The sequence below is a fragment of the Mojavia sp. genome, from assembly GCF_059505145.1.
Window position 1 is genome coordinate 268,674 of record NZ_JCACKA010000115.1, and the last position, 25,050, is coordinate 293,723.

General features: G+C 39.7%; 25 protein-coding genes. 13 read left to right on the forward strand and 12 right to left on the reverse strand.

The window, feature by feature from the left end:
* The first annotated feature begins 14 nt into the window (after window positions 1-14).
* Entirely contained in the window at window positions 15-155 is a 141-nt protein-coding gene (locus tag AC5JL8_RS31785; protein WP_495883657.1) for a hypothetical protein, read from the forward strand.
* 76 nt (window positions 156-231) lie between these two features.
* Window positions 232-936, forward strand: a complete 705-nt coding sequence (locus AC5JL8_RS31790) for an SMI1/KNR4 family protein (protein ID WP_495883658.1) — start codon at window positions 232-234, stop codon at window positions 934-936.
* A gap of 159 nt (window positions 937-1,095) precedes the next feature.
* On the opposite strand, the gene AC5JL8_RS31795 is transcribed toward AC5JL8_RS31790, so the two are convergent.
* Window positions 1,096-1,962 carry a 2OG-Fe(II) oxygenase gene (locus tag AC5JL8_RS31795; protein WP_495883659.1) on the reverse strand — a complete coding sequence of 289 codons (867 nt, stop codon included), beginning with the start codon at window positions 1,960-1,962 and terminating at the stop codon, window positions 1,096-1,098.
* Window positions 1,963-3,198: 1,236 nt separating this feature from the next.
* Between AC5JL8_RS31795 and AC5JL8_RS31800 the strand changes: the two genes are divergently transcribed.
* From AC5JL8_RS31800 to AC5JL8_RS31815, 4 genes are all read left to right on the forward strand, one after another.
* On the forward strand, window positions 3,199-6,186 hold the full coding sequence (locus tag AC5JL8_RS31800; RefSeq protein WP_495883660.1) for a CHAT domain-containing protein: 2,988 nt from the start codon (window positions 3,199-3,201) through the stop codon (window positions 6,184-6,186).
* A 21-nt stretch (window positions 6,187-6,207) separates the two neighbouring features.
* Entirely contained in the window at window positions 6,208-6,522 is a 315-nt protein-coding gene (locus AC5JL8_RS31805; protein ID WP_495883661.1) for a hypothetical protein, read from the forward strand.
* A 322-nt stretch (window positions 6,523-6,844) separates the two neighbouring features.
* Window positions 6,845-7,171 (forward strand): ATP-dependent Clp protease adapter ClpS, encoded by a 327-nt coding sequence (clpS, locus tag AC5JL8_RS31810; protein ID WP_495883662.1) that lies wholly within the window; start codon window positions 6,845-6,847, stop codon window positions 7,169-7,171.
* A gap of 5 nt (window positions 7,172-7,176) precedes the next feature.
* Window positions 7,177-7,470, forward strand: a complete 294-nt coding sequence (locus tag AC5JL8_RS31815; RefSeq protein ID WP_495883663.1) for a DUF2103 domain-containing protein — start codon at window positions 7,177-7,179, stop codon at window positions 7,468-7,470.
* Between the two features lie 59 nt (window positions 7,471-7,529).
* Here the strand turns inward: AC5JL8_RS31815 and AC5JL8_RS31820 are convergent, their stop codons facing one another.
* The 4 genes from AC5JL8_RS31820 to AC5JL8_RS31835 all read right to left on the reverse strand — a co-directional run bounded on the left by AC5JL8_RS31820 (window position 7,530) and on the right by AC5JL8_RS31835 (window position 13,195).
* The gene (locus tag AC5JL8_RS31820) at window positions 7,530-7,850 is read right to left on the reverse strand and encodes a hypothetical protein (protein WP_495883664.1); all 321 of its coding nucleotides are present in this window, start codon (window positions 7,848-7,850) and stop codon (window positions 7,530-7,532) included.
* 217 nt (window positions 7,851-8,067) lie between these two features.
* Window positions 8,068-9,960, reverse strand: a complete 1,893-nt coding sequence (locus AC5JL8_RS31825) for an alpha-amylase family glycosyl hydrolase (protein ID WP_495883665.1) — start codon at window positions 9,958-9,960, stop codon at window positions 8,068-8,070.
* 1,337 nt (window positions 9,961-11,297) lie between these two features.
* Window positions 11,298-11,954 (reverse strand): hypothetical protein, encoded by a 657-nt coding sequence (locus AC5JL8_RS31830; protein ID WP_495883666.1) that lies wholly within the window; start codon window positions 11,952-11,954, stop codon window positions 11,298-11,300.
* Between the two features lie 170 nt (window positions 11,955-12,124).
* Window positions 12,125-13,195, reverse strand: coding sequence for a D-alanine--D-alanine ligase family protein (locus AC5JL8_RS31835; RefSeq protein ID WP_495883667.1), 1,071 nt, complete (start codon window positions 13,193-13,195; stop codon window positions 12,125-12,127).
* Between the two features lie 206 nt (window positions 13,196-13,401).
* On the opposite strand from AC5JL8_RS31835, the gene AC5JL8_RS31840 reads away from it, so the two are divergent.
* Entirely contained in the window at window positions 13,402-14,250 is an 849-nt protein-coding gene (locus AC5JL8_RS31840; RefSeq protein WP_495883668.1) for a lysophospholipid acyltransferase family protein, read from the forward strand.
* Between the two features lie 18 nt (window positions 14,251-14,268).
* On the opposite strand, the gene AC5JL8_RS31845 is transcribed toward AC5JL8_RS31840, so the two are convergent.
* Together AC5JL8_RS31845 and AC5JL8_RS31850 are read right to left on the reverse strand one after the other, a co-directional pair.
* Window positions 14,269-15,084, reverse strand: coding sequence for a hypothetical protein (locus AC5JL8_RS31845; RefSeq protein WP_495883669.1), 816 nt, complete (start codon window positions 15,082-15,084; stop codon window positions 14,269-14,271).
* 48 nt (window positions 15,085-15,132) lie between these two features.
* The gene (locus AC5JL8_RS31850) at window positions 15,133-15,393 is read right to left on the reverse strand and encodes a hypothetical protein (RefSeq protein WP_495883670.1); all 261 of its coding nucleotides are present in this window, start codon (window positions 15,391-15,393) and stop codon (window positions 15,133-15,135) included.
* A gap of 141 nt (window positions 15,394-15,534) precedes the next feature.
* Between AC5JL8_RS31850 and AC5JL8_RS31855 the strand changes: the two genes are divergently transcribed.
* Entirely contained in the window at window positions 15,535-16,233 is a 699-nt protein-coding gene (locus tag AC5JL8_RS31855) for a CPBP family intramembrane glutamic endopeptidase (protein ID WP_495883671.1), read from the forward strand.
* 193 nt (window positions 16,234-16,426) lie between these two features.
* On the opposite strand, the gene AC5JL8_RS31860 is transcribed toward AC5JL8_RS31855, so the two are convergent.
* Window positions 16,427-16,933, reverse strand: coding sequence for a hypothetical protein (locus AC5JL8_RS31860; RefSeq protein ID WP_495883672.1), 507 nt, complete (start codon window positions 16,931-16,933; stop codon window positions 16,427-16,429).
* 52 nt (window positions 16,934-16,985) lie between these two features.
* Here AC5JL8_RS31860 and AC5JL8_RS31865 point away from each other — a divergent pair, with 52 nt between their 5' ends.
* The 3 genes from AC5JL8_RS31865 to AC5JL8_RS31875 all read left to right on the forward strand — a co-directional run bounded on the left by AC5JL8_RS31865 (window position 16,986) and on the right by AC5JL8_RS31875 (window position 18,567).
* Window positions 16,986-17,564 carry a TetR/AcrR family transcriptional regulator gene (locus AC5JL8_RS31865; RefSeq protein ID WP_495883673.1) on the forward strand — a complete coding sequence of 193 codons (579 nt, stop codon included), beginning with the start codon at window positions 16,986-16,988 and terminating at the stop codon, window positions 17,562-17,564.
* A 298-nt stretch (window positions 17,565-17,862) separates the two neighbouring features.
* The gene (locus AC5JL8_RS31870) at window positions 17,863-18,174 is read left to right on the forward strand and encodes a cyclic nucleotide-binding domain-containing protein (RefSeq protein WP_495883674.1); all 312 of its coding nucleotides are present in this window, start codon (window positions 17,863-17,865) and stop codon (window positions 18,172-18,174) included.
* Between the two features lie 45 nt (window positions 18,175-18,219).
* Window positions 18,220-18,567 (forward strand): Crp/Fnr family transcriptional regulator, encoded by a 348-nt coding sequence (locus tag AC5JL8_RS31875; protein WP_495883675.1) that lies wholly within the window; start codon window positions 18,220-18,222, stop codon window positions 18,565-18,567.
* Between the two features lie 14 nt (window positions 18,568-18,581).
* Here the strand turns inward: AC5JL8_RS31875 and AC5JL8_RS31880 are convergent, their stop codons facing one another.
* Window positions 18,582-19,037, reverse strand: a complete 456-nt coding sequence (locus AC5JL8_RS31880; RefSeq protein ID WP_495883676.1) for a hypothetical protein — start codon at window positions 19,035-19,037, stop codon at window positions 18,582-18,584.
* A gap of 121 nt (window positions 19,038-19,158) precedes the next feature.
* On the opposite strand from AC5JL8_RS31880, the gene AC5JL8_RS31885 reads away from it, so the two are divergent.
* Window positions 19,159-19,287: a hypothetical protein gene (locus AC5JL8_RS31885; protein ID WP_495883677.1), complete on the forward strand. Its 129-nt coding sequence runs from the start codon at window positions 19,159-19,161 to the stop codon at window positions 19,285-19,287.
* Here the strand turns inward: AC5JL8_RS31885 and AC5JL8_RS31890 are convergent.
* Complete coding sequence (locus tag AC5JL8_RS31890) at window positions 19,275-21,665, reverse strand: malectin domain-containing carbohydrate-binding protein (protein ID WP_495883678.1); 2,391 nt, start codon at window positions 21,663-21,665, stop codon at window positions 19,275-19,277. The two genes, AC5JL8_RS31885 and AC5JL8_RS31890, sit on opposite strands and share 13 nt — an antisense overlap.
* Before the next feature lie 211 nt (window positions 21,666-21,876).
* Here AC5JL8_RS31890 and AC5JL8_RS31895 point away from each other — a divergent pair, with 211 nt between their 5' ends.
* Window positions 21,877-22,068: a hypothetical protein gene (locus AC5JL8_RS31895; RefSeq protein ID WP_495883679.1), complete on the forward strand. Its 192-nt coding sequence runs from the start codon at window positions 21,877-21,879 to the stop codon at window positions 22,066-22,068.
* Between the two features lie 1,154 nt (window positions 22,069-23,222).
* Here the strand turns inward: AC5JL8_RS31895 and AC5JL8_RS31900 are convergent.
* Both AC5JL8_RS31900 and AC5JL8_RS31905 read right to left on the reverse strand, forming a co-directional pair.
* Window positions 23,223-23,969, reverse strand: coding sequence for a sterol desaturase family protein (locus tag AC5JL8_RS31900; protein ID WP_495883680.1), 747 nt, complete (start codon window positions 23,967-23,969; stop codon window positions 23,223-23,225).
* 11 nt (window positions 23,970-23,980) lie between these two features.
* Window positions 23,981-25,024, reverse strand: a complete 1,044-nt coding sequence (locus tag AC5JL8_RS31905; protein ID WP_495883681.1) for an aromatic ring-hydroxylating dioxygenase subunit alpha — start codon at window positions 25,022-25,024, stop codon at window positions 23,981-23,983.
* Window positions 25,025-25,050 lie beyond the last annotated feature (26 nt).

Below are 25,050 nucleotides of genomic sequence, written 5' to 3' on the forward strand. Positions count from 1 at the left end.
ATAATTAATATTGGATGTTTAAAGTAAGAAAATTAGCACCCTTAGTTTCTTACTTTAGTTTCTACAACCGAGTCGTATCAACAGTTTTGAAAGCCAATGCTGGGCATCTCTATTATGCGGTCGAAGCTGGGGAAGCTGGCGAGAATCTAGTTTAAAACACTGGAATGCGATTTTGAAACGATTAATAGAAAGATTATAGTTAAAAAGCTGTTAGAGATAAAAATAATTGATATGTCGGCAATGATAAAAGCTATTGAGCGCATTGCAACCTACTATGCAAATTTCGATGCTCCAACAAGTCTTGACATGAAAGTGTTTTATTGGATGTTGAATAATGGATATGATGCAGTAGGAAAAGATGTACGGGAACTGCGAAAGACTCTTAGCTCTGAAACTTTTCAACAAATAGTATCTAATTACCCTACTCCAAAGTTAACTCTTGAACAAATACAAGAAATTACAAGAGATTATCCATTTCAGTTGCCTTTAGAAATAATTGATTTATACCAAAAAGCTAACGGTTGTTTACCTATTGATTTGGCTGACACATCAAAAGATTGGAACTCTCTTGATAACTACTTTGAGTTTCCCTTGATTACTGATAATTCTTTCTTTTCGTTGGAAAAAGCTATGAGTATGTACAAAGCTTTAGCACGTCAAGCTATGCACGACGACAAGATTGATCCACGCTGGTTCCCCATTGATTGTTTTGAGGATTTAATATTAGCTGTAATTGGTAGTGAACAGCAGCAGGTTACTTCACCTGTAATTAGCTTCTATGATAGTGATTTTCTCCCAAAAATTGAGTGGCCGAGTTTGACCAATATGTTGCTGGCTTGGGTTGAAATTCGAGAACAAAGCTTAAATGAGCATGAGCATGAATTTGAAATTGAGAAGATACATAAAAAATACGGCAAGGGCAAAAGTAAAATATAGTGATAAAGCAATGCTTCAGTACAATTACACAGCACTATAGAATTTCGGGACAGACTCACGTCAATTTAGCAGTAAAGTATATTCTCTACGCTAGGAGGAAAGCATTCTTGATTGATGTATTTCTCTGCTCCTAGGCTTTGGCTATGATGCTCTCAACCTCTATTGTCTTTTTAATACCAATGCAGTCAAATTGCGAAGTACTGAAACTACTTTTTTAGATTTCTTGTCATGTTTCATTACTAACAAATCAGGCTCCGAAAGGTCAGTCAATAGTCCTTTTTGTGGTTCATAGAATTGGAACTGCATTCCGTAACGTTGGTTAGGCACGCTATCGTCAATTGCTTTTACTGCGTGGAATGATTGGCGTGTCTTGAAAAATAGAAGAAAGTTGTTTGGCTTATACGGCGCTACTTTTTGAACTATGAAGTCATCCGGGGAATAGTGATTATTTCCCCAACAACGCACCATCCGATCTTTATGTACGCACAGTTGCGTTCCGTATTCTTCAAACCCATCTCTATCGGCAAATGAGAAAATACATGTGAAGACACGAGTTGGTATATCGGTATGCGGTCCTATGTAATACCCAGGTTCATGCCGTTGTAGAAAAAATTCCTTTTTAAAGAGATCAAAAAAATCTTCTGATTCTACTAGTTCTCCAAATCTTATTACAAAGTATTCCTTGTATTTATTAAAAATCAATCTTTCAAACCATTGTTCGCTCAAAAAACACCTTTTTATTTGCTCCCAAAACTTCCGCTCTTCTTCGTCTGCTGCAAACTCGTCATGAGAGTGAAAGTTAATTTGCTTTCTAGCATAATAAGGTGTGCTAGTTTTCATAGATGTCGACTCTTTTTTACCAATCCATTCACGCCCTAGATTTCTCTTGAATGGGTTATATTCAATAATTTTTGTAAAAATTTCATCAGGAAAAAAGTTTTCAATAATCAAATGTGGAAAAGGGTATGGCTGTACTTCTACCTCAGAAATCTTAAGTTCAATGTGATTTCGCATTTCTTCGATCACGATTCTACACCTCAAAAAATAAAAATGTAATTATTTAAAACTATCACTCTTCCATCACTATGGGAAAATAAAAATCGAAGGTAACTTTTAAACATTAGACAGCTATAGGGTTTGGAGCTTTATTTTCTAACATTATTGTCAAAATCACGTTTTTCGCCTGAAAGTCTTGCCTAGCAATGATTTTATTTTTTACTCTGGTGAGAGTGATGGAAGAGCGCTATAGCAATCCGGAATCATTCGTGAGAAAATACATAGACTAAAATTTAGCTTCTTTTTTAACTAAATTAATACGTAAAAATCTGAAGATAATTCCTGTAAAAGCCTTTATTTTAGCCATAATCTAATTGTCATATTTTTGACTTAGCGTTAATAAATTAAGATAGTGTTTTCTCATGAATTACTTAGGATTGGTATATGACAAAATACAGATAAAATAAGTTATGTTGTAATTTAATATTACGCTAGATTCTATTTAAAAGATATTTTTTCATGTTTATCTAAGCGTTTGTTCTTAATTATTATAGTAACATAGCGTTTAATATTTTTCGGATATATACTCTTATAAGCGCTCTTTAATCACTCTAAGCAGAGGAAAATAATAAATGCCTAGATTCCGAAGGGTCAGGAATAGCACCAGGCTTTCGATTCATTAGAGCAATTAGTATGAGAAAAACAATGGATAGAGGTGAAATGGGAAAGACCCTGAGCCAAGATTTAAGGAAATTAAAAAATATGAAAGGTTGAATGACTAGGCGTAAATTTTTGAGCAGATTCTTCCTGCTCTGGAAATCTAGACACAACTGGTCTGTCGCTTTATTTACGCCTTGTTCTGGATGATTGTTCAAAACTTGAGAGTGAAGACTAACGAGAAGATAAGCACTCATAACTATTCCCCACCATTTCTGGATTTGGGAATAGTCAGTCATCCGAAAATCAGCCCAACATACCGCCTGAAAACTTTGTGTACCAAGGTTTTCACAAATAAAGGGGTACATTTACGATACCACGACCGAGCAAGGAAGTTGCGAAACATTGGCAGATGAAAAGCCTCATAAATAGGGATTTTTAACAAAGTAATCAAATTTTTCTTAATTGGTTTTCTTACTTGCACCCAATTTTAGAGAATTGGTATGAAGTTTTGACTACGAAAGTTTTATGTCATTTTGCGGAATCTCAAGTGACTGAGGAGTATAAACAAAAGCAAGTAGTTAAATATACACTTGCTTGAGAATTGCTATGCGCGATCGCCTAAAATACCTCACCTTGTTGGTGGTGTTGCTTCCTCTGTTCTCTGTGTCTCCCTCTCCTCTACTCCAATACTCTCCTTTAACAGCACAAGCGCAGACACCTCAAGATCGCAAAGCTGAGGCTGCACAACTTTATAACTTAGGTTTGCAACAGTTCGATCGCGGACAGTATCCCGAAGCTTTAAAGTCATATCAACAAGCTTTAGCGATAGCCAGAGAAATCAAATATCTTCAAGGTGAAGCGGTAATTTTAAATGAGATTAGCGCTGTCTATCGCAAAACAGGAAAGTATCCCAAAGCTATAGAAATTTTAAAGCAAGCTTCAGTAATCCTTAAACAAACTGGCGATCGCGCTGGGGAAGGAGCAATTATTAATAATATTGGCTTGGTTTACCGTTATTTAGGGGAGTATACCAAAGCCTTAGATTACTTTCAGCGATCGCTAGCGATTACTAAAGAAGTTGGCAACAAAGCACAGCAAGCTTCAATACTCAACAATATTGGGTCAACATACAGCAGACTTGGACAGTATCCTAAAGCATTGGAGTTATTTCAGCAAGCGTTAACCATTCATAAAGAAGCCGGCAATAAACCCCAGCAAGCAACAGTTTTCAATGACGTTGGGTCAGTTTATCAAAACTTGGGAGACTACACCAAAGCATTGGAGTTTTATCAGCAAGCCTACGCCATTCACAAAGAACTTGGTTATAAAGCTGAGGAAGCAATTAGTCTCCACAATATTGGTTCAATTCACCAAAACTTGGCACAGTATCCCAAAGCCTTAGAATTTTATCAGCAAGCTTTAGCTATTAGTAAAAAAATTGGTGATACAGCACAGCAATCAACAACGCTAAACAATATTGGATTAGTTTATGAAAGTTTGGCAGAGTATGCCAAAGCATTGGAATTCTATCAGCAATCTTTAGTAATTGATAAACAAATTGGTAACAAAGCTGGAGAAGGAGTAGTTATTAACAATATTGGGGCTGTTTACCGTAACTTAGGGCAGTATGCTAAATCATTAGATTTTCTCCAGCAAGCTTTAGTAATTCGCAAGCAAATTGGTGACAAAGCTGGCGAAGGAGTAAATATTGCCAATATAGGAGAAATTTACCGCAACTTAAAACAACATTCCCAAGCACTGCAATACTTTCAGCAGGCTTTAGCCATTCAAAAACAAATTGGTGACAAGGCGGGTGAAGGGACAACTCGCAATAATATTGGCGAAGCTTACCGTGAATTAAAAGAGTATGAAAAAGCCTTGGAATATCTCCAGCCAGCTTTAGTATTACGTAAAAAAATCGGTGATAAGGAAGGGGAAGGACAGACTATCAATAATATAGGAGAACTTTACCGCAATTTAGAAAAATACGATAGCGCCTTGGATTATTTTCAGCAATCTTTAGTAATTAGCAAACAAATTGGCGATAAGGCTTCGGAAGCAGGAAATGTCAACAACATTGGAGAAGTTTACCGTAACTTAGGACAGTATGCCAAAGCCTTAGAATATTTTCAACAAGCTTTAACTATTGTCAGAAAAATTGGCGACAAGGTAGGGCAAGCGAAAACTCTCAACAATATTGGGTTAATTTACATTCATCAAAGCCAATATCCTGAAGCTGAGAAAACTCTCTTTACTGCTGTCGGAATTTGGGAATCTTTACGACCAGGATTAACTGATGCTCAGAAAATCTCATTATTTGAAAGCCAGAACATTACTTACCGTTCACTACAACAATGTTTAGTTGCTCAGAATAAATTTAATTCTGCATTAGAAGTAGCCGATCGCGCCAGAGCTAGAGCATTTGTTGAGTTATTAGCCTCGAAGCAATTAGAGAAACCAAATGCTCAATTAAATATCAAACCTTTAAAACTCCAAGAAATTCAAAACCTTGCCAAACTAGAAAATGCTACTTTTGTTCAATACTCAACGTTGCAGGACAAATTACTCTACATTTGGGTAGTCAAACCCACAGGAGAAATTTCTTTTGAGCAACTGAAGCTAGAAAAGTTTCTCAAATCTTCTCTACAAAACCTTGTGGTTAACAGCCGCAGAGGAATAGGTGCAAGAGGTAGAGGCGTCGCTATTGAAGCTACATCTGGCGGTAAGCAAAATCAAGCTCGTCAAAAGACACAATTAAATAAACTTTATGACTTACTGATCAAACCGATCGCTCAATATCTACCTAAAGATCCTAACGCCCGTGTTATCTTCATTCCCCAAGAATCTCTATTTCTCGTACCGTTCCCCGCATTACAAGATGACCAAGGCAAATACTTAATCGAGAAACATACTATCTTGACAGCACCAGCGATTCAAGTTTTGGATTTAACTCACAAACAGAAGCAAAAAGTTAACCAATCCGCAAAAGACTTTTTGGTAGTTGGTAATCCTACCATGCCCAAGATTCCTATTGCTGATGAGCAGTTAGAACCTCTTCCTGGTGCGGAACAAGAAGCAATAAAGATTGCAGATTTATTCAAGACGCAAGCAATTATTGGTACCAAGGCGACAGAGACAGCAATGGTACAGAAGATGGCTCAAGCTAAGATGATTCACTTTGCTACCCACGGCTTACTTGATGATTTTAAGGGTTTAGGCGTACCGGGTGCGATCGCTCTTGCTCCTAGTAGTAAAGATGACGGTTTACTTACAGCCAGCGAAATTCTTGACATGAAACTCAATGCAGAACTGGTTGTACTTAGCGCTTGTAACACTGGAGGTGGAAATATTACAGATGATGGCGTAATTGGTTTATCACGCTCTTTAATTACTGCTGGCGTTCCTAGTGTTGTTGTATCGCTGTGGTCTGTACCAGACGAGTCTACCTACTTTTTGATGAACGAATTTTACAAAAATCTCCAACGCAATCCTGATAAAGCGGCGGCGCTCAGACAAGCAATGCTCACCACGAAAAAGCAATATTCTAACCCGATTGATTGGGCTGCTTTTACCCTAATTGGTGAAGCTGAGTAGAAGATATGAAGAGGTGAATTTTTGAGCTTGGAAACTAAAGTTTCGAGTTCAGAACACAAAACTTCGAGTTCAGAACACGAAACTCCGAGTCCACAACACGAAACTCCGAGTCCACAACACAAAATTCCGAGTTCGGAACACAAAACTCCGAGTCCAGAACACGAAACTCCGAGTTCGGAACATGAAACTCCGAGTCCAGAACACAAAACTTCGAGTTCAGAACACAAAACTCCGAGTTCAGAACACAAAACTCCGAGTCCAAAACACGAAACTCCGAGTTCAGAACACGAAACAAGCAAGAAAGCCTTCTTGCACCGTTGTCCTAACTACGTTTAGAGCAATTTGCAGTTAAATAGACCACAGTATGGGCACAACAATTTTGTGTCCTTACAATAATTTAGTCTTCAAGCGTGTATTCCATACTAATGAAAAGTTCTGTAATTACCTGCAAATGAGCATTAGGCAAGATAAAATTGCCGCCGTTGGCATTTGAGATGTAGCGATCGCTTGGAGATGAACCTTAAAAAATTAGTAATATGTACATATACCTAATTTTTTCACTAGTTAAAAAGCTAAACCTGAACTCTTGAGTGTGGAGTATAGACTAAACTAGTTATTTGTAATGTAGTGTTGTAAAACTTTATTGGCTAACTGTTTTATGGTTACCAGACTTTCAGCAGTTGTTTACGGAATGGCAACAGCACCAACTGTAGCTCCTGAACGGTCTACTCAAGTTACCCGCAAGCTATATCCGAATTATAAAGTGATTGTTTTAAACGATGACTTTAATACATTTCAGCACGTGGCTGAGTGTTTGATGAAGTATATTCCGGGGATGACCAGTGACCAGGCTTGGGATTTGACCAATCAGATACACTATGAAGGTCAAGCGATCGTCTGGGTTGGGCCTCAAGAACCGGCAGAACTATACCACCAGCAATTGCGTCGAGCGGGTTTGACAATGGCTCCTCTAGAGGCTGCTTAATTATCATGGGCAAACCTACTGATGGCAGACTAGTCTGGAATCACTCGACCCACATTTGTGGTCTCATCCCAATTTTAGAACGTCTGTGTCAGCAGGATGGGATTCAAACCGTCACGCCTGGAGTAATTGGGCGGGTTAGAGGACATAGCCCTAAAATGCAGCTGCGGGTGTCTGTGCCGATTCGGGGCGGTTATAAAATAATCGCACGGCAAGGTAAGACAGTGCAGGAAGTGTTTATTGTGACAACTTTGGCTCAAGATAAACTTGAAGATGCGATCGCGATCGCTATGAAAAGTTAACCATCATTCTATATAGTCAATAGTCCATAGCCTTTCGACTATGCACTGTTGACTCTGAACTATTCTTCCACATGATGTACTGCAAATTTGTGTAGTGGCAGACTCAGGATGCAAGAAAAAGTTAAAAAATATGACAGAGCAGTAGTAATTCTTAAAGACATTAGTATAGGTTCCCAGCTAGATAAAGCTATTTTCTCCAAGCCAAAAGCAACACAGTAGACTAGCCAGTAAGTAAAGCTCATTCTAAATAGAATCTGCTCTGTTTCTTCCATATCATCTTTTTGCTGTTTGCTGTCCCACAGTAAGATTAGTCCGACGATACAAGCCACAAAGGAAACAGCAACTACAAACTCATGACACAATACATTTACCGAATGCATTTGCGTTGATCCCAATATTTTTCGATTGAGATTCAGTCTAAAGGAATAGTCCTGTAGACGGCACAAAATAGTTACAAACTGCAATAGAATACTACGAATTCTGTAAAAAATTGCAACAATCACTTATTGCACTCAGCTAGAAATTTTTAATTTCATGTCAAGTAAAGGGCGACAGAATGTAAAAGCTGTTGACAATACCATTAGTAGTTAATGTTGATTAATGTGCCCAATTATCCCGCCATTTAACTGTGCCTTGCTCCACTAAAATCCAGCGACGGCTTACGAGATTTTCGCGCAGAGGCGGCTGATTTTCGCGCCAGAGAGCATATTTGTAGCATATTGCTTTCCCCGCGCTCTCATTGAAAGGAATTTCTCCGAACCAAGTATTGTTATTGATATACTCTAAAGCGTAAGCTTTGCTAATATCCCAATTACCCAACTCAGGGCAATCGCCTGTTACTACAACTGTCTCTCCTGGCTGGGTTTTAATGCCATTTAATTGTGCCCGGACAATTGTTTTTCCTTTCACGCGCTCCCCTAAATAGCTGAGAACAATTAGTTCTTTTGGCTCCAATTTTAAACCGAAAATTTTGCCATTTTTTACTTCTAAATAGCGATTCGTTACAATACAGTTATATTCACCATCTTCTAATTCGGTATTCTCTACATCAATAGTGATTGCGTCTCCTTTATTGATTGCTACAAAACAGCGATAATCTCGATAAGTCCGCAGATAAATATAGACATCAGATGTCAGATATTTTTGTTTCTGGCTTCCGAGAGAAACCGCAGGGTTTAAACGTCGCAATTTAGATAATAACTGAATATCTTTATAAAGCTGTGTATCTGTGTCCCATGTCTGCATCATAGGACGGTTATAAGGGTCATTACCGCCATTAGTATTATTATGTAAATATTGCTCTGTTCCATAATAAATACAAGGAATTCCACGACAGGTCATCACTACAGCTAATGCCAATCGCAAAAGCTGCGGATCGGGATTCAGGCTTTGAAAGCGAGGCATATCATGATTATCAATAAAGGTAATCAATTCTGTAGCCGTATTGTAAAGATAATCGAGATCGAAAACTTCCTGAACTAAATGAAATCCGCCAGTTAATCCTTGAGCCAAAGCTTCCCGAATTGCTCCGCACAAACCAAAGTCTAAAATCGACATTCCAGACTCATTGGCAAATTTAATTGATTGGGCATTTTTAGGATTACTAAAACCCCATTCTCCAAAGATAAATACAGAAGGTTTATGGGTTTGAATATCACTATTAAATTCTTGCCAAAACCAAATTGGCATATGCTTTACAGTATCAACTCGCAAAGCATCAACACCTCTATCTAGCCATTGTTTGATTGCGGTTTTAATATAGTGACGATAATCAGAATTACTTTCGTTAAAAGTGGCTAATCCTGACATTTCATAATACAAAAGCTGCTCTTCATTTTCCCAATCTGTGATTTCAGGATTATGATGATACCAATGTTTAACATCATTATAAAAATCAACAATTAAAGCTCCATCCTCATAAAGTTTGCCTTTTTCGCCGTTGACATCAGGGCTACTGTGGTTACAAACAATATCCAAAATCAGTTTCATACCTCGGTCATGCAACCCAGAGATTAATTTATCAAATGTGTTATTTTTAAATAAGGAATTTTCTTCATCAGTAGCTAAGAACCTAGGGTTAATACGTTTAAAATCTTTTGTCCAATAGCCATGCATTGCAGCATTTTCAAACTGTAATGCTTCTACTTGCTCAAATAAAGGAGAAATCCAAATAGCTGTAACTCCCATATTTTTGAGATAATCTAATTTATCAATAATTCCTTGTATATCTCCACCCCAATATTTACCCCACTTTTGCTTAGTCGAGTCGTAAAGTTCAGGATTAAGACCTTCATTATTACTCGGATCTCCATCATTAAAGCGATCCACAATAATGAAGTAAATTGTTTCTTGGCGAAATTCAATTGCTCTCGTAAAGAGAAACTCAAAATCTGAAATCGTTTCTGATGTTACTGTATCGGTATGGAAGCCAGCAGCAGCTTTAGTAGCTTGAGCTTTAATCTCAGAATGGGATGAAGAAATTTCCACCATAATCTTACTTAAGAAATCCTAACAGTTTTGTATTAGCCAATTAAATTTGAACTAGCGCTAGTTTAAATATTTCCTAGTGAGTAGCTTTATTTAAGCGTTATCATCCAATATTATTATGCGATCGCACTCATCATTTAATATCCAGTATATATGTATTATTAAATACTAAAGCAAAGCACAATTTAAATTTATCACTTCAGTTTTGGGGATAAGTTGCGATCGCCAGATATTAACCCTAAGACTTGTCTGCTTTACCTGCCGCAGTTTTTTAGCTTCGTCGAACTTACATTAAAGCAGAGGTAAGATAGAAATCTTCCTCTGCTTAGAGTGATTATGAAATAATAAATAATGAGTGGGAGAAAGCATACCAGTCGCCTCGCTCTCCCACCCTGCCATTTACCGCTGGAGCGAACAGAAATATCTACACTACATACGTTGCCTTTTATTTTAAGGGCTAATGTGTAGTTCAATGGCAACGTTCATACACATTGAATATTTCCATTGCAGTAAATGTCAATCTTAATTATTAATATTTGAATTACCAAGTGAATGGTTACAGATATTATTTTTAATTATGAATTGATTGCCAAAATCTTACTAGTAAAATAGTGTCTTAATAAAGTAGCTTTATGGCTTGGTAGACCCTGATAACAACACCCTTGAAGTCGTTTATCTTCTAAACTTTAACTTAGCTTTTTTAATCTTGGTTGCCAAATTGGCAATTTTAAAATTTTCTAATTGTTCATCTATAACTTCTATAGCAATCCAATGGGATTCCTGAATCGCTAGAGGCAGGGGACAGGGGACAGGGAAGAAGAAATAAGCAAAAATCAAATAGCGACACATAAATTATAGGACTTACGCACTCAAGCCTGAAACCCCGATCCCCCCTAGCCCCCTTAAAAAGGGGGGAACGTCTAAAGCCACGCCACTGAGGGAGTCGGGGAACCCGCAAGGGCGCAGGGCTGCCCCTTTCTAAGGGGGTTGGGGGATCTGAGTACGTAAGTTCTGAATTATTCGTAAGGGCACAACGGGCGTTGTGCGACGCCACTTCCTACCCTGCGGGAAGCCCTTCGGGTGAATCCTACGGATACGCTGCGCGAGCGGCAGTTGCTTCAAGTCGGGGAACCCGCCCAACGCACTGCCTCACCGCTTCGCGCCTACAAGTTTGGCAACCGAACGGAGTGGCTCCCCTACCCATATGTCGCATTCTTTTTTAAAATTGGTATAAATTTGTATTAAATGCAACTTATAAGACAAAACTAAAGGCATGGTGGTGCCATGCCTTTACTTGCAAAATAGTTAATTTGACAGATTTTTCTTTTGGAACGATATTATTACTTGCGTAATAAAGTAGGCAAGGAACTTTGTTTACGAAGATCCAATAAATCTGCTAAGGACTCTCTGCTTTTATCCAGACGATGCCTGTGATCTGGAGGTAGAACTGTCATCAAAGGCTTTGTGTTAGCTTGCATTGACACAAGGGGTCTTAGTGATGGCGATGGTACAAAGACTGGTGGATTTCTGAGAGTTTGTGGTTCCAATCTTTGCTGTTGACCTTGTACCAAGCTTGTCTGATAACGTTTCTGCTTCTGGGCTTTTTGACCTTTTGCTGGATGCTTGAGCAATCGCAAAATTATGAAGCAACCACTACCACAGCTGAGGGCGATCGCAGCAATCATCCATAACGGTGTAGGATCGCTAGTCTCAGAGGGCGTAGGAATTGGTTCTTCAAGTACAGTTAATAAATCCGGACTTGTTTCTGGTTCTTCCGGCTGTTGCACAGACCCAGCAGATCCAAGGCTATACAAGGCAAGGACAGCACTGCCGACAAATATTGCTGACAAGCCAATTAATAAAAGCCAAGGATGGCGTGCGAGCAAATTTATCAGAACTTGGGAGTTACTGATTGCACTTGGCTTAGTGTTTGTCAGCCTTGGAGTCACCCTTTTAGGTTGGGTTGGCTTGTACTGTACACTCTGACTATTTTCCATAGATTACTTTCAGATTTGTACCCCTCTAGACCTCGATTGTACTGGAGGAGTTAGCCAACAGGTATCCGTAGGCAAATTTTGGATTTAAGTAACTTTTTTAAGAAGCCTAAGCTACTAAATCCGCTAATTTGCTTGCAAATTTTGCTGTTTTCTTAAAGTAATCAATTTGCCTAACTCTTAGGTTCGGCAACAGAATATCTTTCTAGAGCCAGCTGAATCAACCGATCAACTAATTCTGGGAAAGAGATCCCACTATGCGCCCATAGTTGGGGATACATACTAGTTGAGGTGAAACCAGGTAAGGTATTGATTTCGTTGATTAATATTTCTCCTGTAGCTTCCACGTAGAAGAAGTCTACTCTCGCCAATCCAGCAGCGTCAACAGCGGCAAAGGCTTGTAAAGCCATATCTTGAATTTGACGGCTGATGGCTTCTGGTAAGGGTGCTGGAATGAACAAACCTGCTCGACCTTCAGTATATTTAGTTTCATAATCATAAAAATCGCTGTCGTAAGTAATTTCGCCTACAACCGAAGCTTGGGGATGATCATTTCCTAACACAGCGCATTCTACTTCTCTAGCTACAACTCCAGCTTCTACAATGATTCGGCGGTCATAACTAGCTGCATTATCTAATGCTGCTTCTAATTCTTGCCGCGATCGCACTTTGGCAATACCCACTGATGAACCTAAGTTTGCAGGTTTGACAAAGCTGGGATAGCCCAATGTCGATTCAATTTCATCACACAATTTCGGAAAAACACAAGGATTTGACCACACTTGCGCCCTAGTCAACGCCTTGTACTTCACTTGAGGTAATCCGGCTTGAGCAAAGGCAGTTTTCATGCCAATTTTATCCATCCCCATTGCCGAACCTAAGACCCCAGAACCAACAAAGGGAACTTGGATCAAACTGAGTAATCCTTGAATTGTCCCGTCTTCTCCATTAGGCCCGTGCAGAATCGGAAACCACAAATCTACTTCTTGTGTTTGTGGTGGAAATTGCCACAGGTTAGGAGTAATAGATTGATTTTGAATAGCAGCGCCGGATGCTAAAACTTGTTGGGCGACTTCCCCTGCTTGCCAGAATCCGTCCTTTTGAATATAGAAAGGCAATATTTCGTACTTACTAGCATTTTGCTCTGCACTCAAGGCTTTAGCGATCGCCCGTGCTGAACTAATCGAAACTTCATGCTCCCCAGAACGACCGCCAAACAGCAAACCCACCCGCAGTTTAGTCATCTTCATTACCTCTTAGCGCCATCACGCAGATAGCCTATCACACCCTGCTGAAAAATCTTTATTAGTTATCAGTTATCATTTAGCAACCTGTAAACTGTTAATTGATTAGCAATTACCTCAAAATCGCAAATGATTTAGATGCGTTTGTCCTGCAACATAAACAGGAGTAATTGTCTGAGCTTAACCAACCCTGTTAAGATGCCTTGATGTCAGAAACACAACATCACCTAAAGAAAAAACTTGGATGGTCTTTGGATGAGCGAGATCCAAGATTCATCGAATCGCTAATGCCACTTGTAGGGTGGTTTTATGACCACTATTTTCGAGTGCAAACTAGTGGTTGGCATTATGTTTCTCCCCAAGAAAAAGTTTTATTTGTCGGCTCCCACAATGGCGGGCTGGCTGCTCCTGATATGGTGATGATGATGTATGACTGGTTTCGACGATTTGGTGTAGAAAAACCAGTCTACGGTTTGATGCATCCTACAGCTTGGGAGGCGTGCCCCCCAGTGGCGGAACTGGTAGCTAAGGCGGGAGGAATCGTAGCTCATCCCAAAATGGCTTATGCTGCCTTGCGTTCTGGCGCTAGTGTGCTAGTTTATCCCGGTGGTGCTGAAGATGTCTTCCGACCGCATTCTTTACGTAACCAAATATATTTTGCTGGGCGAAAAGGGTTTATCAAGCTAGCACTGCGGGAGAGAGTACCGATAGTACCTGTGATTTCCACTGGCGCTCACGATACGCTAATTGTGCTGGCTGATTGCTATAAAATTGTGCAGCAACTCCATAAGTTAGGGATGCCTTGGCTATTTGGGATTGATCCGTTAGTATTTCCGATTTATTTGGGCTTACCTTGGGGATTAGCACTTGGCCCATTGCCCAATATTCCATTGCCTGTACCTATCCGCACACGGATTTGTCCACCGATTAAGTTTGAATATTATGGCAGAGAGGCAGCGTGCGATCGCCAGTATGTCAACGAATGCTACGAAATAATTGTGAGTAAAATGCAACAAGAATTAGACCAGCTAATAGTACTTAACCGACAACTTTAATTAACTAAGTTTAATGCCTCATTTCTTGAGCAATAATGGTATCAATTTCTGAAGTATACCAATTACAGGAAGAAAGACGTGAGCAGAAATCGTTAGCAAGAATCGACGGAAAGTTTGGATATCGAAGGGCCAAACTGGAAATTTGTCAGTTAAAGAGTAGAAAGCTCGTAGGTTCTTAATTTTTTCAGTACCCTGTTTGAGGGTTTCTGCATCACCAGTCAGGCTGGCATGAATCTGGGAGTAATCAGCTTGAAACTGCCGAGCAATCTCGCGTAAAAGTTCTTCTTTTGCTTTCCTCATACCTCTGTGAGCCGCTAATAAAGGCCCAAAGAAACATACTATAGACAATAAAATATCTATTGGAATAATTAAGTAAATAAACCAGTAATTTTGTCCAGTACCTCGTGTAATGAACTGATACACAATCAAGCTAACCATCATACCTAAAACAGCTGCTAGATAAGCGGTTTTTAGTGCATAATCACTCAGAGAGCGGAGTCCACCACAACGGTCGGGATGTAGGGGATTAACGTTAAACTCTTTTCTTTCCAATTCCCTTTTCAAAATGTGATGGAGTATCCATATATTCGTAATCAAGTTGAGAATCAACATACTACCTATGTAAACTACTATCAAGGTAGCAATTGTAACCATCAAAATCGGCAGCGGGTGTGAACTAGTCCAACTGTTTTTCAATCCGAATCGAGTTGCGAAGACGAAAATACTAAAAATCACAGCACTACTAAGTGCTAACAGTTTACGCCATTGAGGTTTATAAGCATTGAGAGCAATCTGATTAACTTTTTCGATTTCTAATTCGTCAATTTCCAACACATCAGAAGCTTCAAGTTCCTGAATTACCTTATCTATTGCTTGAAAACTCTATAAGTAATAGCCGAGAACAACGGGGTTAATTAATAGTGCCCATATCCAGGGAAACATATCCTGAAGCAGTCCCTTCTGTCCCTGTGGTAACCATAATGTATTGCTTGCCCAAGCGGTGATTAAATAAATTCCAGTACCGATTGCAATGCTTAATAACCCAAACGTAAGGGGAGAAAGGTTAAGTTTTTCCACTAATAAATATGCAATAGGATCAAAACGATAGAGATTTCGTTTCTGCAATGATTTGAGAATTGTCATATTTGATTAAAATTTTATGTGTAGTTAGTCCGAGATTATACTATAAGAAATATATTTTTATAGTTAGACTAAAAATTAATTAATCTGGCTTGAAGTTTAACTTGCAAACAAATTATTAACATTACCAGTTCATCAGGATCGATGATGCTCAAAAACCAATCTCATCAAAGCGCAGGATTGGCTATTTTCCTAGTTATCTCTGCTGCTAGTATTGGTATCGCTGCTAGATTTTTTATCCCAGGCACAGTAGGACAATTGTTATTTATTGTAACGAGAATTTGGATACTAGCACTACCTTTAATATGGTTCTTCTGGGTTGAACGAGGCAAACTCATCGTGTCGCTACCATCACAAGGAGAATGTCTAGCTGGGGCGGTTTTAGGAAGTCTAATGTTTGGGATGATTCTTAGTACCTACTGGCTTGTTTGGCAGCACTGGATCAATATTGTTGATGTGCGTTCAAAAGCGCAACAAATCGGTATTGCCAGTCCTACTGTATATCTGCTCAGTGCATTCTACTTTACTGTTATCAACTCTCTAGCTGAAGAATACATCTGGCGATGGTTTATTGGTCGTAAATGCGAAATTCTTTTTTCTAGAACCGGAGCTATATTTTTCACTGCGTTATGCTTTACATTACATCACATCATTGCTTTAGCAGCGTATACAGTAAACTGGCTTGTTGTCGTTGTAGGTTCTCTTGGGGTTTTTATAGCTGGTGCTATATGGTCGTGGTGCTATTTAACCTACCGTTCCCTTTGGGCATGTTATATCAGTCATTTACTAGCAGATTTGGCGATCGCCCTTATTGGTTGGCATCTTCTGTTCGGTAATATGTAGCAGTTTTGATGAATGGAAAATTATCGGGCTTTTCAGCTCTAAACCTATTTTGATTTTTAAATGCTTTAAGTTGCAATATGGAAATTGTCGTGACAGCCAAACCTAAAAACTTGCCCACAAGCTCAAACACAAGTTATTAACATATCAATTTCTAATTAATATTGAGCATCAACGGATAACTAGCGAAAATAGATTATTTTACAAAAGGCAAAAGGTCAAACTCTTGACGAATTTCTAAAAGCGATCGCTCTAGCAGCGGTTCAAAATTCAAGAAAGGAACATAACGCCGACGCTTACGAGTTTTGAGCCACATCTGCGTTAATTCTGGCAGTAATTGTGGCAAAGTTAAGAAAATTGAACTATACAACCACAAAACACCATGCTGCTTAATCAAGTCCTCATACATGACGCGAATTGCCGGACTAATGGTTGGATCTTTGAGCGTTTGTAAGTGGTCATGAAACTTGTAGTCGCTTGTCCACCAAGTGAGGGGCAACAACTTAAGTTCATCATACATTCCCGTATCGCACCCGTAGGTGACATGACTGGCATCGTGCGCTAGCAAAATTTTTGCAAATTCTGGTGGCAGATCTTGAGGATTGGTGATATTCGGATTCACCGCATAATATTCATCGAGTCCTTGCTGAAGAGTCTGGGTGCTGTGTTTATCTTTATAGCGCGGGCGAGGACACTGGCTCATAGTACGATTCCTAATTCTTTACGAAACCGTTTCGTAAATTATAATAACATCTATGACTGATACCAATAAAAAGTCACAAGGAAGACCCCGAAGTACCCAAGCTCATCAAGCAATGTTGCAAGCAACCTTAGAATTGTTGGCAGAATTTGGTTTTGATGGTATGAGTATTGATGCGATCGCTGTTCGTGCTGGGGTTGGCAAACCTACTATTTACCGACGTTACTCTTCTAAAGAAGAACTAGTTGCTGATGCGATTGAGAGTGTTAGGCAAGATGTCGTAATTCCTAACACAGGTAATCTCTGGGACGATATTGATGAATTGATTCAGAATGCTGCACAAATTACCCTCAGTCCTTTGGGGCGAAAAACTGTTGCCATGATTATCAACAGTGCATCAAACAATTCTCAGTTTGCTCAAATCTACTGTACAAAATATCTACAACCTCGAAAACAAGCCTTTGCTGTTGTCCTTGAACGAGCAAAAGCCAGAAATGAGATTCAGGCAGATTTAGACCCAGGATTAGTCTTTGATACGATGAGTGCAATTATGCTTTATGCACTAATATTTCAACCTACACCTGAATCATGGGAAGCATACGTTCGTCGTGCCTTGCGTCTTTGTATAAGCTAAAATCCCAAATGGGTTAATGCAGTGGGTGTTTGTTGTTCCTATCTTAGCGAACCTGTACACAAATTCAAAGGCTAGCACCGCGACACGGGAAGCTGTAAGCGTTGTCTATCAAACTGTTCATCAGTACCGCGTTCGGTTCATTCAACAAGAATCTTTCTGCTGACTCATCGATAATATATTGGCGATCGCCAAGAGTTTGAAGCTATGAATCAAACGCTGTGGCAAGATTGTTCTTAAATTTTTAACAAATATTCTTACGATGGATTTAGGAACTTATTAAGCCAAAAAGTCAACTCATATGGCTGCAGAAAATCTTCTGGCCGCCTTGTCTACCAAGGTGTATGAGCAGCTCAAAAACAAAATGGAGCAGGTTGAGCTTTCATACGGTGAGATGCTCCACCAACCCGGCGAAACTATTAAAGATGTCTACTTCCCTCTCACCTGCCTGATCTCGGTCACCATCACGATGAACGACGGCAGCACGGCTGAGGCTGGAGTGGTCGGCAGCCGCGAGATGGTAGGGATCAACGCCTTCATGGGCGGGAGCGAAACGACGCAGACCGAGTACATCGTCCAGGTTTCCGGCAAAGCGATAAGAATGAAGGCATAGCATCTGCTCCAGGAGTTCGACACCAATAAGTCGCTGCGGGACGTGATGCTGAAATACACGCAGGCCTATATCGCGCAAATCTCGCAGAATGTTGCTTGCAACCGCCTTCATACTATAGAAAAACGCCTGTGTCGCTGGCTGCTTGAGTCCAGTGACCGTCTTCACTCGGATGAACTGTTCCTGTCTCATGAGTTCTTCTCCCATATGCTGGGCGTGCGCCGCTCCAGCATCACCGAAACCGCCAACCACCTGGAAAGGAAAGGTCTCATCGAATCCAGCCGAAAGAAAATTAAAACCATTGATCGGCAAGGGCTGGAAGAGACCTCCTGCGAGTGTTATGGGGTAATCAAAGACGAATACGATCGCCTACTAAAGTTTAAGCTAGAGAGATAACACATTAAGCTCTTCTACCTTTTGCTAACCGAGTGAGGGTCGAAACAGCCGTCTGATGTGGTTAAAACCCAATCAGAAATTGCAATGACCCCTTGGCGACGTAGCTCTTCCCGTTTGCGACGTAGCTCTTTCCATTCGCGGCGTTGCTCTTCCCATTCGCGGCGTTGCTCTTCCCATTCGCGGCGTTGCTCTTGCCGTTTGCGACGTAGCTCTTCCCATTCGCGGCGTTGCTCTTCCCATTTGCGATGTTGCTCTTCTTGTTCACAACATTGCTCTTCCCATTTGCGACATAGCTCTTCCCATCCGCGACGTTGCTCAAAGCTATAAGTGGGCATAGGGTTATAGGGAGAGCCAATAAAAAGAATATCCCGCCGGCGCTGTCGCCCCCAAGAGCGACAGCGCAAATATATCTTCGCTTTGCCCAAAATATTTATGATACGGCGGGACATTTTTTTGTTTGCAAGTGCCATAAATCACCTTTAGGCTTCGCTTTATACGTCCATTTGAGCGAAAAGTGATCTCAAAAATCTGCACGGTTTCGTACACTAAGCCTACAATCACTATCGTCAGGTTGCTTGCTCGCAAATAAAATTGAGCGATCGCATTCAGTTGATTCAGCAAGAATCTTTTTGCTGGCTCATCGATGATATAATTGGCGATCGTCAGAGGTTTGAAGCTATCAACCAAACAACGCCGATTTTATCCCATCAAACGAAGTAGGCTGTTCCAGTTAAGGGCAAAAATACATCTGCCATTACTGACTGTTTACCATTAGTGTTAACAACCAAATCTAAGAGTCCGTTAGCGTTGGGGTCAATGAGCTGTTTGCCGACAAAGTTTGGCACAGTTCCAATGATTCTTTGGTCAGAAACTGATTTAACAGATGCAGATTGTCCACCAATGGAGACTTTAGTATTCCCCAAGTTACCGAAGTTTTTGCCACCTATAACGAATGTATTACCACCTACTGCTGGCGCTCTCCAGGGGAATAAATCGTAGACAGTAGGATCTACCGCCGAAGGATCGTTAGGAAGCGCAACCGTAATTGAGTTGTCAGTCAAATCAACGCCGACAATCGCACCTCCAGGCCCATGTTTGATATCTAAACCATCTGCAACACCAGTCAGGGTAGTAGTTTGTTGCACTTTCGTTCCATCTGCCGAGAGTTTGATGTTATAGAATGTGCCATTCCATTGCTGGGCAATTAAATTACCTCGCATTTGGTTTTGGAATGTTGTGGCACGATACTCGTCAATTCCATTGGTTGAAGGAGAGAAAGTTGTCAGTGGAGCTGTATATACTCCTGAAACACTGGCTTTCTCTGCTCCATAATAAGTGTTCTGGCGATTGTCAGAGCGTCCACGATTTCGATTGGGATGACCGTAGTATTCACCTGCTTTGATCAGATTGAGTTCATCTGGGGCAGAATTGGTAGTTGTTGGTGTTTGAGTTGTAGCCGAGGTAGAGATGTCTCCAAATGATGAGTTGTAACCATTGTCTGTGGCATAAATTAATCCTTTTGTGGTGTAAACTGCACCAAAGGCATTACGAAGTCCACTAGCGTATACAGAAACATCTACACCAGATTTGACTTTTGCTATATCTCCAAAGACCTGACTATCTGCCGGATTAAAAGTTAATTCACTAGGAATCTCATAACCAGGTGGTAGAGGATTTGGTAGTTCGTACTTAATCTGCCCATTGAAGTTAGATTTGGAAATTTCAGCTTTGAGGATAGCAGCCGAGAAAGGAGACTCTGGAATACCACCTATATTGTCATTGGTAATACCTGCATTAGTATTGCCACCAACATTAATGTATAAATCACCTTTGTTATCAAACGTTAAAGCATTAATGCCATGGTCATGGTTTGAAACCGGTAGCCCTGTAATTAAAGATTTCCGTTGTGAGAAATTAGCTCCTTCGAGTATTGAAATTTCACCACTATAAACAGACTTTTCAGTTTTGGGAAAACCTTTACCACCATTATTGGCATATAGCTTACTATGAGCAACATAGATACTTGGGGCACCAGAAGTATCGTAAGGGTTAAAAGCGATCCCTAGTATCTGGTTGTTGTTTAGGTTCTTGATAGTGGTGATTGTTTGGGTAGCAGTAACGTTGTAGTTCTGATCAAAGGTGTATGCTTTGATTTCACCATTGTAAGTACCCACATAAAACCTACCATCTGGGCCCCAAGCTCCGACGGTAGGTTGGCTAACTGAAGCTACAGTTTTCTTACTAAAGCTGATAGCAACGATATCATTGTCGATGATGTCAACAGCAAGATTTGGGGCACTGAGACTTTTATAGTTGCTATCTGTAGTAGTGATCGTGTGAGTAATATTTACTGTTTGGGCACCTTCTGCTACCTTATCGTCAACTGCTTTAACAGTTACTGTTTGAGCTACATTCCAGTTAGTAGGGGTGAAGGTCAAACTAGTCTTGTTGGTGCTGAGCTGATTGCCAGGTACGATATTAATCGTCACATTCGCTGTGGGTTTGCTATTGAGAACCACCGAGTAATTATCACCAGTGGTTGCCCCTTCTGTGACCTGAGTTTGGCCTGCCGTTTGTTGCAAAACTACTTGTGGCCCAATCAATGCGATGACTTCAATAGCAGAGATAGTAGCGTTGTTAACGCTGGCTGCGAAATCAATGTTGAGGATGCCATCAGTCACAGTCTGGGTTGGTGCAGATAGAACCAAGGCAGAGTTATTACCTGTGAAAAAGGCATTTTTGGATTTGGCAAAAATGTCGACGTCATCGAACACTTTCTGACCTTCTAAAGAGACGTCAAATATCCTCTTATTAAAGTCAGTCCAATAATTCTCTGCAAAGTGTAGTTTAACGCTGTAGTTGCCGTTCGTTACCGGAATCTGATAAGCCAAGTTTTTGCCATAACGCTCAGTTTGATACAGAGCGTCGTCTTCTGTCTTACCGATTGGAGCAGTAGTGGAATAGGTCGTGCTTGTTCCTACAAAATACTTATCTGCTTCCCAAACTAGACCTTTGGTATCAGTATAAGATTTAGTTGCGCCTGTATCGATCCGAATGACTTTGCCTGTAACTGCATTAGCATTGTTGTCGGTAATCATAATATTAACGTTAGCATTCCTAACGATTGTGTAATTGTTATCTGTAGTTGTAGTAGTGTGGCTAATCTTTACTATTTGAATGCCCTCTATTAAGGTATCCTCAACAGCTTTAACAGAAGAGTTTGGGCTATATTCTAGTTATCAGGTGTGAAGGGTCAGGCTGGCTTACCCTAGCGTAATTTGATCACCACCTGCTAGGTTAATCGTTACATTGTTTGTAGATTTGGTATTAAAAACTAACGAGCAAGTATTACTAGCTCCTCCTTCTGCGATCGCAGTATTACCCGCAGTCACTTACACAATTACCTTTGAACCAACTGCACTCAAAGGGACAATTTCAATAGTCGAGAATTTAATATTGTCCTTACTGGCCAAGAAATTCAAATTTAGAGTGCCATCTTGAACGTTGAAGGACTTGTCTAAAACGATATTTTTACCCCCAGCCTGGGCAAAATATCCCAGTCATCAATGACTAACTCATTTTGTGTATCGCAAGTATAAATAGTTATTTAGCAGTCTTATTTAATTTATAAAAACATAGCTTACTCAAATAAAATTGAGCAATAACTTAGATTCTATAAATTATCTAAGCCTACTAGATTGATAACTAATATACCCAATTTTTGAATTCTATTTTTACATTCGCTAAATACAGAGGAAGTAAGCGCATTCAGATTCTTCATCCTCAATAATCATAAGTTTCTGCGGTTGGCAGCAGTTTATATTAATGGTAATTTTTTTAGTTGCTGCCTGCTCGATCTCTTCTATATATCCCGGTTGAGCTTATAAAGCATCCTTTGCATTTAAAAATGGGCCGAAAAACCAATTAAATTTAGGTAATTCGATAATGCTTTCTACCCACCAAACTCTACCTATTTTTACTAATACTTTGTCCTAAATTTATGGCATCTTTTTTTCATATTCATGATACTGTACTCTAAATTAACTCGCTAAAACTACTGGAAATTTTAGAGACATTTATCTCAGTACCTTTTTTGGAAAAATAAAATATTCCCCGTTGGAATAATAATATTATACATGATAGTTTTTAAACAAAAGTTGCTCGGTTTTTTTTGCTAATAAATTTAGTTGGTTATCATAATATTCAACTTATCTAAATAATAAAAATTAAGCAAAAAAATAATTAGTTTTAAACAATAAATATATCTAAAGATAGTAGAAAATCAAAATTTGTATATCTAAAGTTGAATATATTTTTAGAATAAATATATCTAAAGTAAGGTATTTTCTAATTCAAACGAGTGTATTAAGTTTTTTGCACTAAGTTCAAATAGTTCATTCAGGCTTTGGGACATAGTGCTTTCTCTAACTCTAAAAGCCCGTAAACCATCACAAATACTGGACTTTCTTTTATAAACTCCTTAAACACCTGCCAAGCGCAACATTTCTTTTCTCAAACCTGAGATTTTAACCTCTAGTTAACTAAACTACAATTTAGCTCATTACACAACACCTTGTAAAGCTAGGTTAAGGGCTAAGGAATTGAGGGAAAAGATATTTTTATGCATGGTTGTAAAAATTATTCATCGGAGGCTGTCATGAAAAGGGAAATAAAAGTTTTTGACTGAAGGTTAATGAGGTGGTAATTCCTATCACAGATGGTAATTCATTGCTTTCATAATAGGTTCCATGTAACTTGTCCCAAATTTTCAGATTAGCGCCATAGTTGCAATGATCAACTTCACTGCAATGATGCCATGCATGATCCTGCGGTAAGATTAACCAGGGAAATAGAAATCGATACAGCCAGCTATTTTTAGAAATTATCAAGCGGCTATGTCGCCATAAATCCAAGGCAGAAGTTAAGCTGACTCCTAGTAAATAACCTGTTGGATCGGTTAATAGATACAAAAGCAAAGTGTGTATCCATAAATAAACAATTAACAAACTTGTCCAAAGAGTGTTACGAGAAGTGCCTAATACATCCATCTGGGTGACGGTATGATGTACTTGATGAACTTGCCAAAACAATCGATTATGCAATAAACGATGATTCCAATAATATAAGTAATCTACTAAAACAAAACTGAGAATAAAAGTAAAAACTGGTGCTAATTTTAAATAACCCTGATAATTAGGTAATAAATGATGGTAAAGACAATAAACTAAAGTAGCTTGTAGCAAGGGAATCAAAATCCCCTGAATTGTTAAGCCTACACCATCTAATAGCCAATCTTCACGACTTTTAACTTGAAGTTGAATTCGACCAAATTGATTAGTAATAGTCCACCCGAATAATCCGATGAATGTAGTAAAAATTATTAATTGTGCAAAAATTTGCATATTCAAAACTCTCAAACCCAAAAAGTTATATTGACTGACTGGTTTGGCAATAATCGCGGGTCTTCTCCACGAGATATCGCTGCTCTAATTGACTCCACAAATACATGAATTGTGTCAGCAGGGGTATTAGAAAATTGTGTCCCGTATTTAGCGATCGCCTCTCCCTGAACGCCTAAAATTTCAATGTCCTGTCTGATAATATGTTGAGCAGTCCACCGCACAAACGGACGTGCTAGCTTATTCCAGATGCCGTAGTTGTAGGTGACATCAGTGTAAACCAGAGTTGAATTATCGGTTTCTGGGATAGATTGACTGGTAATAAACAAATGGCGTTGGTGAAACCCGCCGAAGGCATCGCGTCCCATTTGATATTCCACAGAAGTAATATTGGGCATATAAAAGCGATCGCTATGTTTAATTTCCGCACCCTCCCGATTCAGAAATCGACTATACCATCCCAAATTGCTGTTTTCGTTGCGGTACTCTACCAAAACCGAACCATTCCAGCGTTCTACAGTCATCTCTAACTTTTGTTGGCGGGAAGTACGGAAAACACCTGGATGCACAAAAGCTGTGTGGGGAATATCAATAAAATTCTCCGCACAATTAGTAACGTTGTTAGCAAAACGGTTAATCACCCGCACCGTCTCCCAACCTGATTCTCCATAATGAGGCATAGAAAACGGTTCAAACTCTTCGCTTGGGGTATTGGCTAACCGCACATATATATAACCATCCTGTTCTTTAGTTGCGTAACGCTTCGCTTGACGTTGTTGGGAAGGTTTAAAATCTTCTCCTTCAGCAGGAACAGCAATAACATTACCACCCTGATCGTATACCCAACCATGATAAGGACATTGCAAAGCACCCTCACATACTTTACCAGCTGACAAACGACTACTGCGGTGCAAACAGCGATCGCGCAACGCCACAGCTTGTCCATCCTCGCCACGAAATATCGCCAGCCACTCTCCTAAAACGGTTCGTGCGAGTACAGTATTAGGTCGTAGCTGTTCACTGAGGGCAACAATATACCAAAAATCTGCAAATTGCATGGTGAGAATTAGGGGAGAGAGCGATT

What these genes read in the sequence shown, in the direction of transcription:
- clpS (WP_495883662.1), top strand. Translation starts at nt 6,845, where the DNA reads ATGGTTACCAGACTTTCAGCAGTTGTTTACGGAATGGCAACAGCACCA.
- AC5JL8_RS31905 (WP_495883681.1), bottom strand. Translation starts at nt 25,024, where the DNA reads ATGCAATTTGCAGATTTTTGGTATATTGTTGCCCTCAGTGAACAGCTA.
- AC5JL8_RS31815 (WP_495883663.1), top strand. Translation starts at nt 7,177, where the DNA reads ATGGGCAAACCTACTGATGGCAGACTAGTCTGGAATCACTCGACCCAC.
- AC5JL8_RS31875 (WP_495883675.1), top strand. Translation starts at nt 18,220, where the DNA reads ATGCTGAAATACACGCAGGCCTATATCGCGCAAATCTCGCAGAATGTT.
- AC5JL8_RS31900 (WP_495883680.1), bottom strand. Translation starts at nt 23,969, where the DNA reads ATGCAAATTTTTGCACAATTAATAATTTTTACTACATTCATCGGATTA.
- AC5JL8_RS31890 (WP_495883678.1), bottom strand. Translation starts at nt 21,665, where the DNA reads ATGATTACCGACAACAATGCTAATGCAGTTACAGGCAAAGTCATTCGG.
- AC5JL8_RS31850 (WP_495883670.1), bottom strand. Translation starts at nt 15,393, where the DNA reads ATGACAATTCTCAAATCATTGCAGAAACGAAATCTCTATCGTTTTGAT.
- AC5JL8_RS31800 (WP_495883660.1), top strand. Translation starts at nt 3,199, where the DNA reads ATGCGCGATCGCCTAAAATACCTCACCTTGTTGGTGGTGTTGCTTCCT.
- AC5JL8_RS31840 (WP_495883668.1), top strand. Translation starts at nt 13,402, where the DNA reads ATGTCAGAAACACAACATCACCTAAAGAAAAAACTTGGATGGTCTTTG.
- AC5JL8_RS31855 (WP_495883671.1), top strand. Translation starts at nt 15,535, where the DNA reads ATGATGCTCAAAAACCAATCTCATCAAAGCGCAGGATTGGCTATTTTC.
- AC5JL8_RS31880 (WP_495883676.1), bottom strand. Translation starts at nt 19,037, where the DNA reads ATGGCACTTGCAAACAAAAAAATGTCCCGCCGTATCATAAATATTTTG.
- AC5JL8_RS31870 (WP_495883674.1), top strand. Translation starts at nt 17,863, where the DNA reads ATGGCTGCAGAAAATCTTCTGGCCGCCTTGTCTACCAAGGTGTATGAG.
- AC5JL8_RS31830 (WP_495883666.1), bottom strand. Translation starts at nt 11,954, where the DNA reads ATGGAAAATAGTCAGAGTGTACAGTACAAGCCAACCCAACCTAAAAGG.
- AC5JL8_RS31865 (WP_495883673.1), top strand. Translation starts at nt 16,986, where the DNA reads ATGACTGATACCAATAAAAAGTCACAAGGAAGACCCCGAAGTACCCAA.
- AC5JL8_RS31835 (WP_495883667.1), bottom strand. Translation starts at nt 13,195, where the DNA reads ATGACTAAACTGCGGGTGGGTTTGCTGTTTGGCGGTCGTTCTGGGGAG.
- AC5JL8_RS31790 (WP_495883658.1), top strand. Translation starts at nt 232, where the DNA reads ATGTCGGCAATGATAAAAGCTATTGAGCGCATTGCAACCTACTATGCA.
- AC5JL8_RS31825 (WP_495883665.1), bottom strand. Translation starts at nt 9,960, where the DNA reads ATGGTGGAAATTTCTTCATCCCATTCTGAGATTAAAGCTCAAGCTACT.
- AC5JL8_RS31785 (WP_495883657.1), top strand. Translation starts at nt 15, where the DNA reads ATGTTTAAAGTAAGAAAATTAGCACCCTTAGTTTCTTACTTTAGTTTC.
- AC5JL8_RS31820 (WP_495883664.1), bottom strand. Translation starts at nt 7,850, where the DNA reads ATGCATTCGGTAAATGTATTGTGTCATGAGTTTGTAGTTGCTGTTTCC.
- AC5JL8_RS31860 (WP_495883672.1), bottom strand. Translation starts at nt 16,933, where the DNA reads ATGAGCCAGTGTCCTCGCCCGCGCTATAAAGATAAACACAGCACCCAG.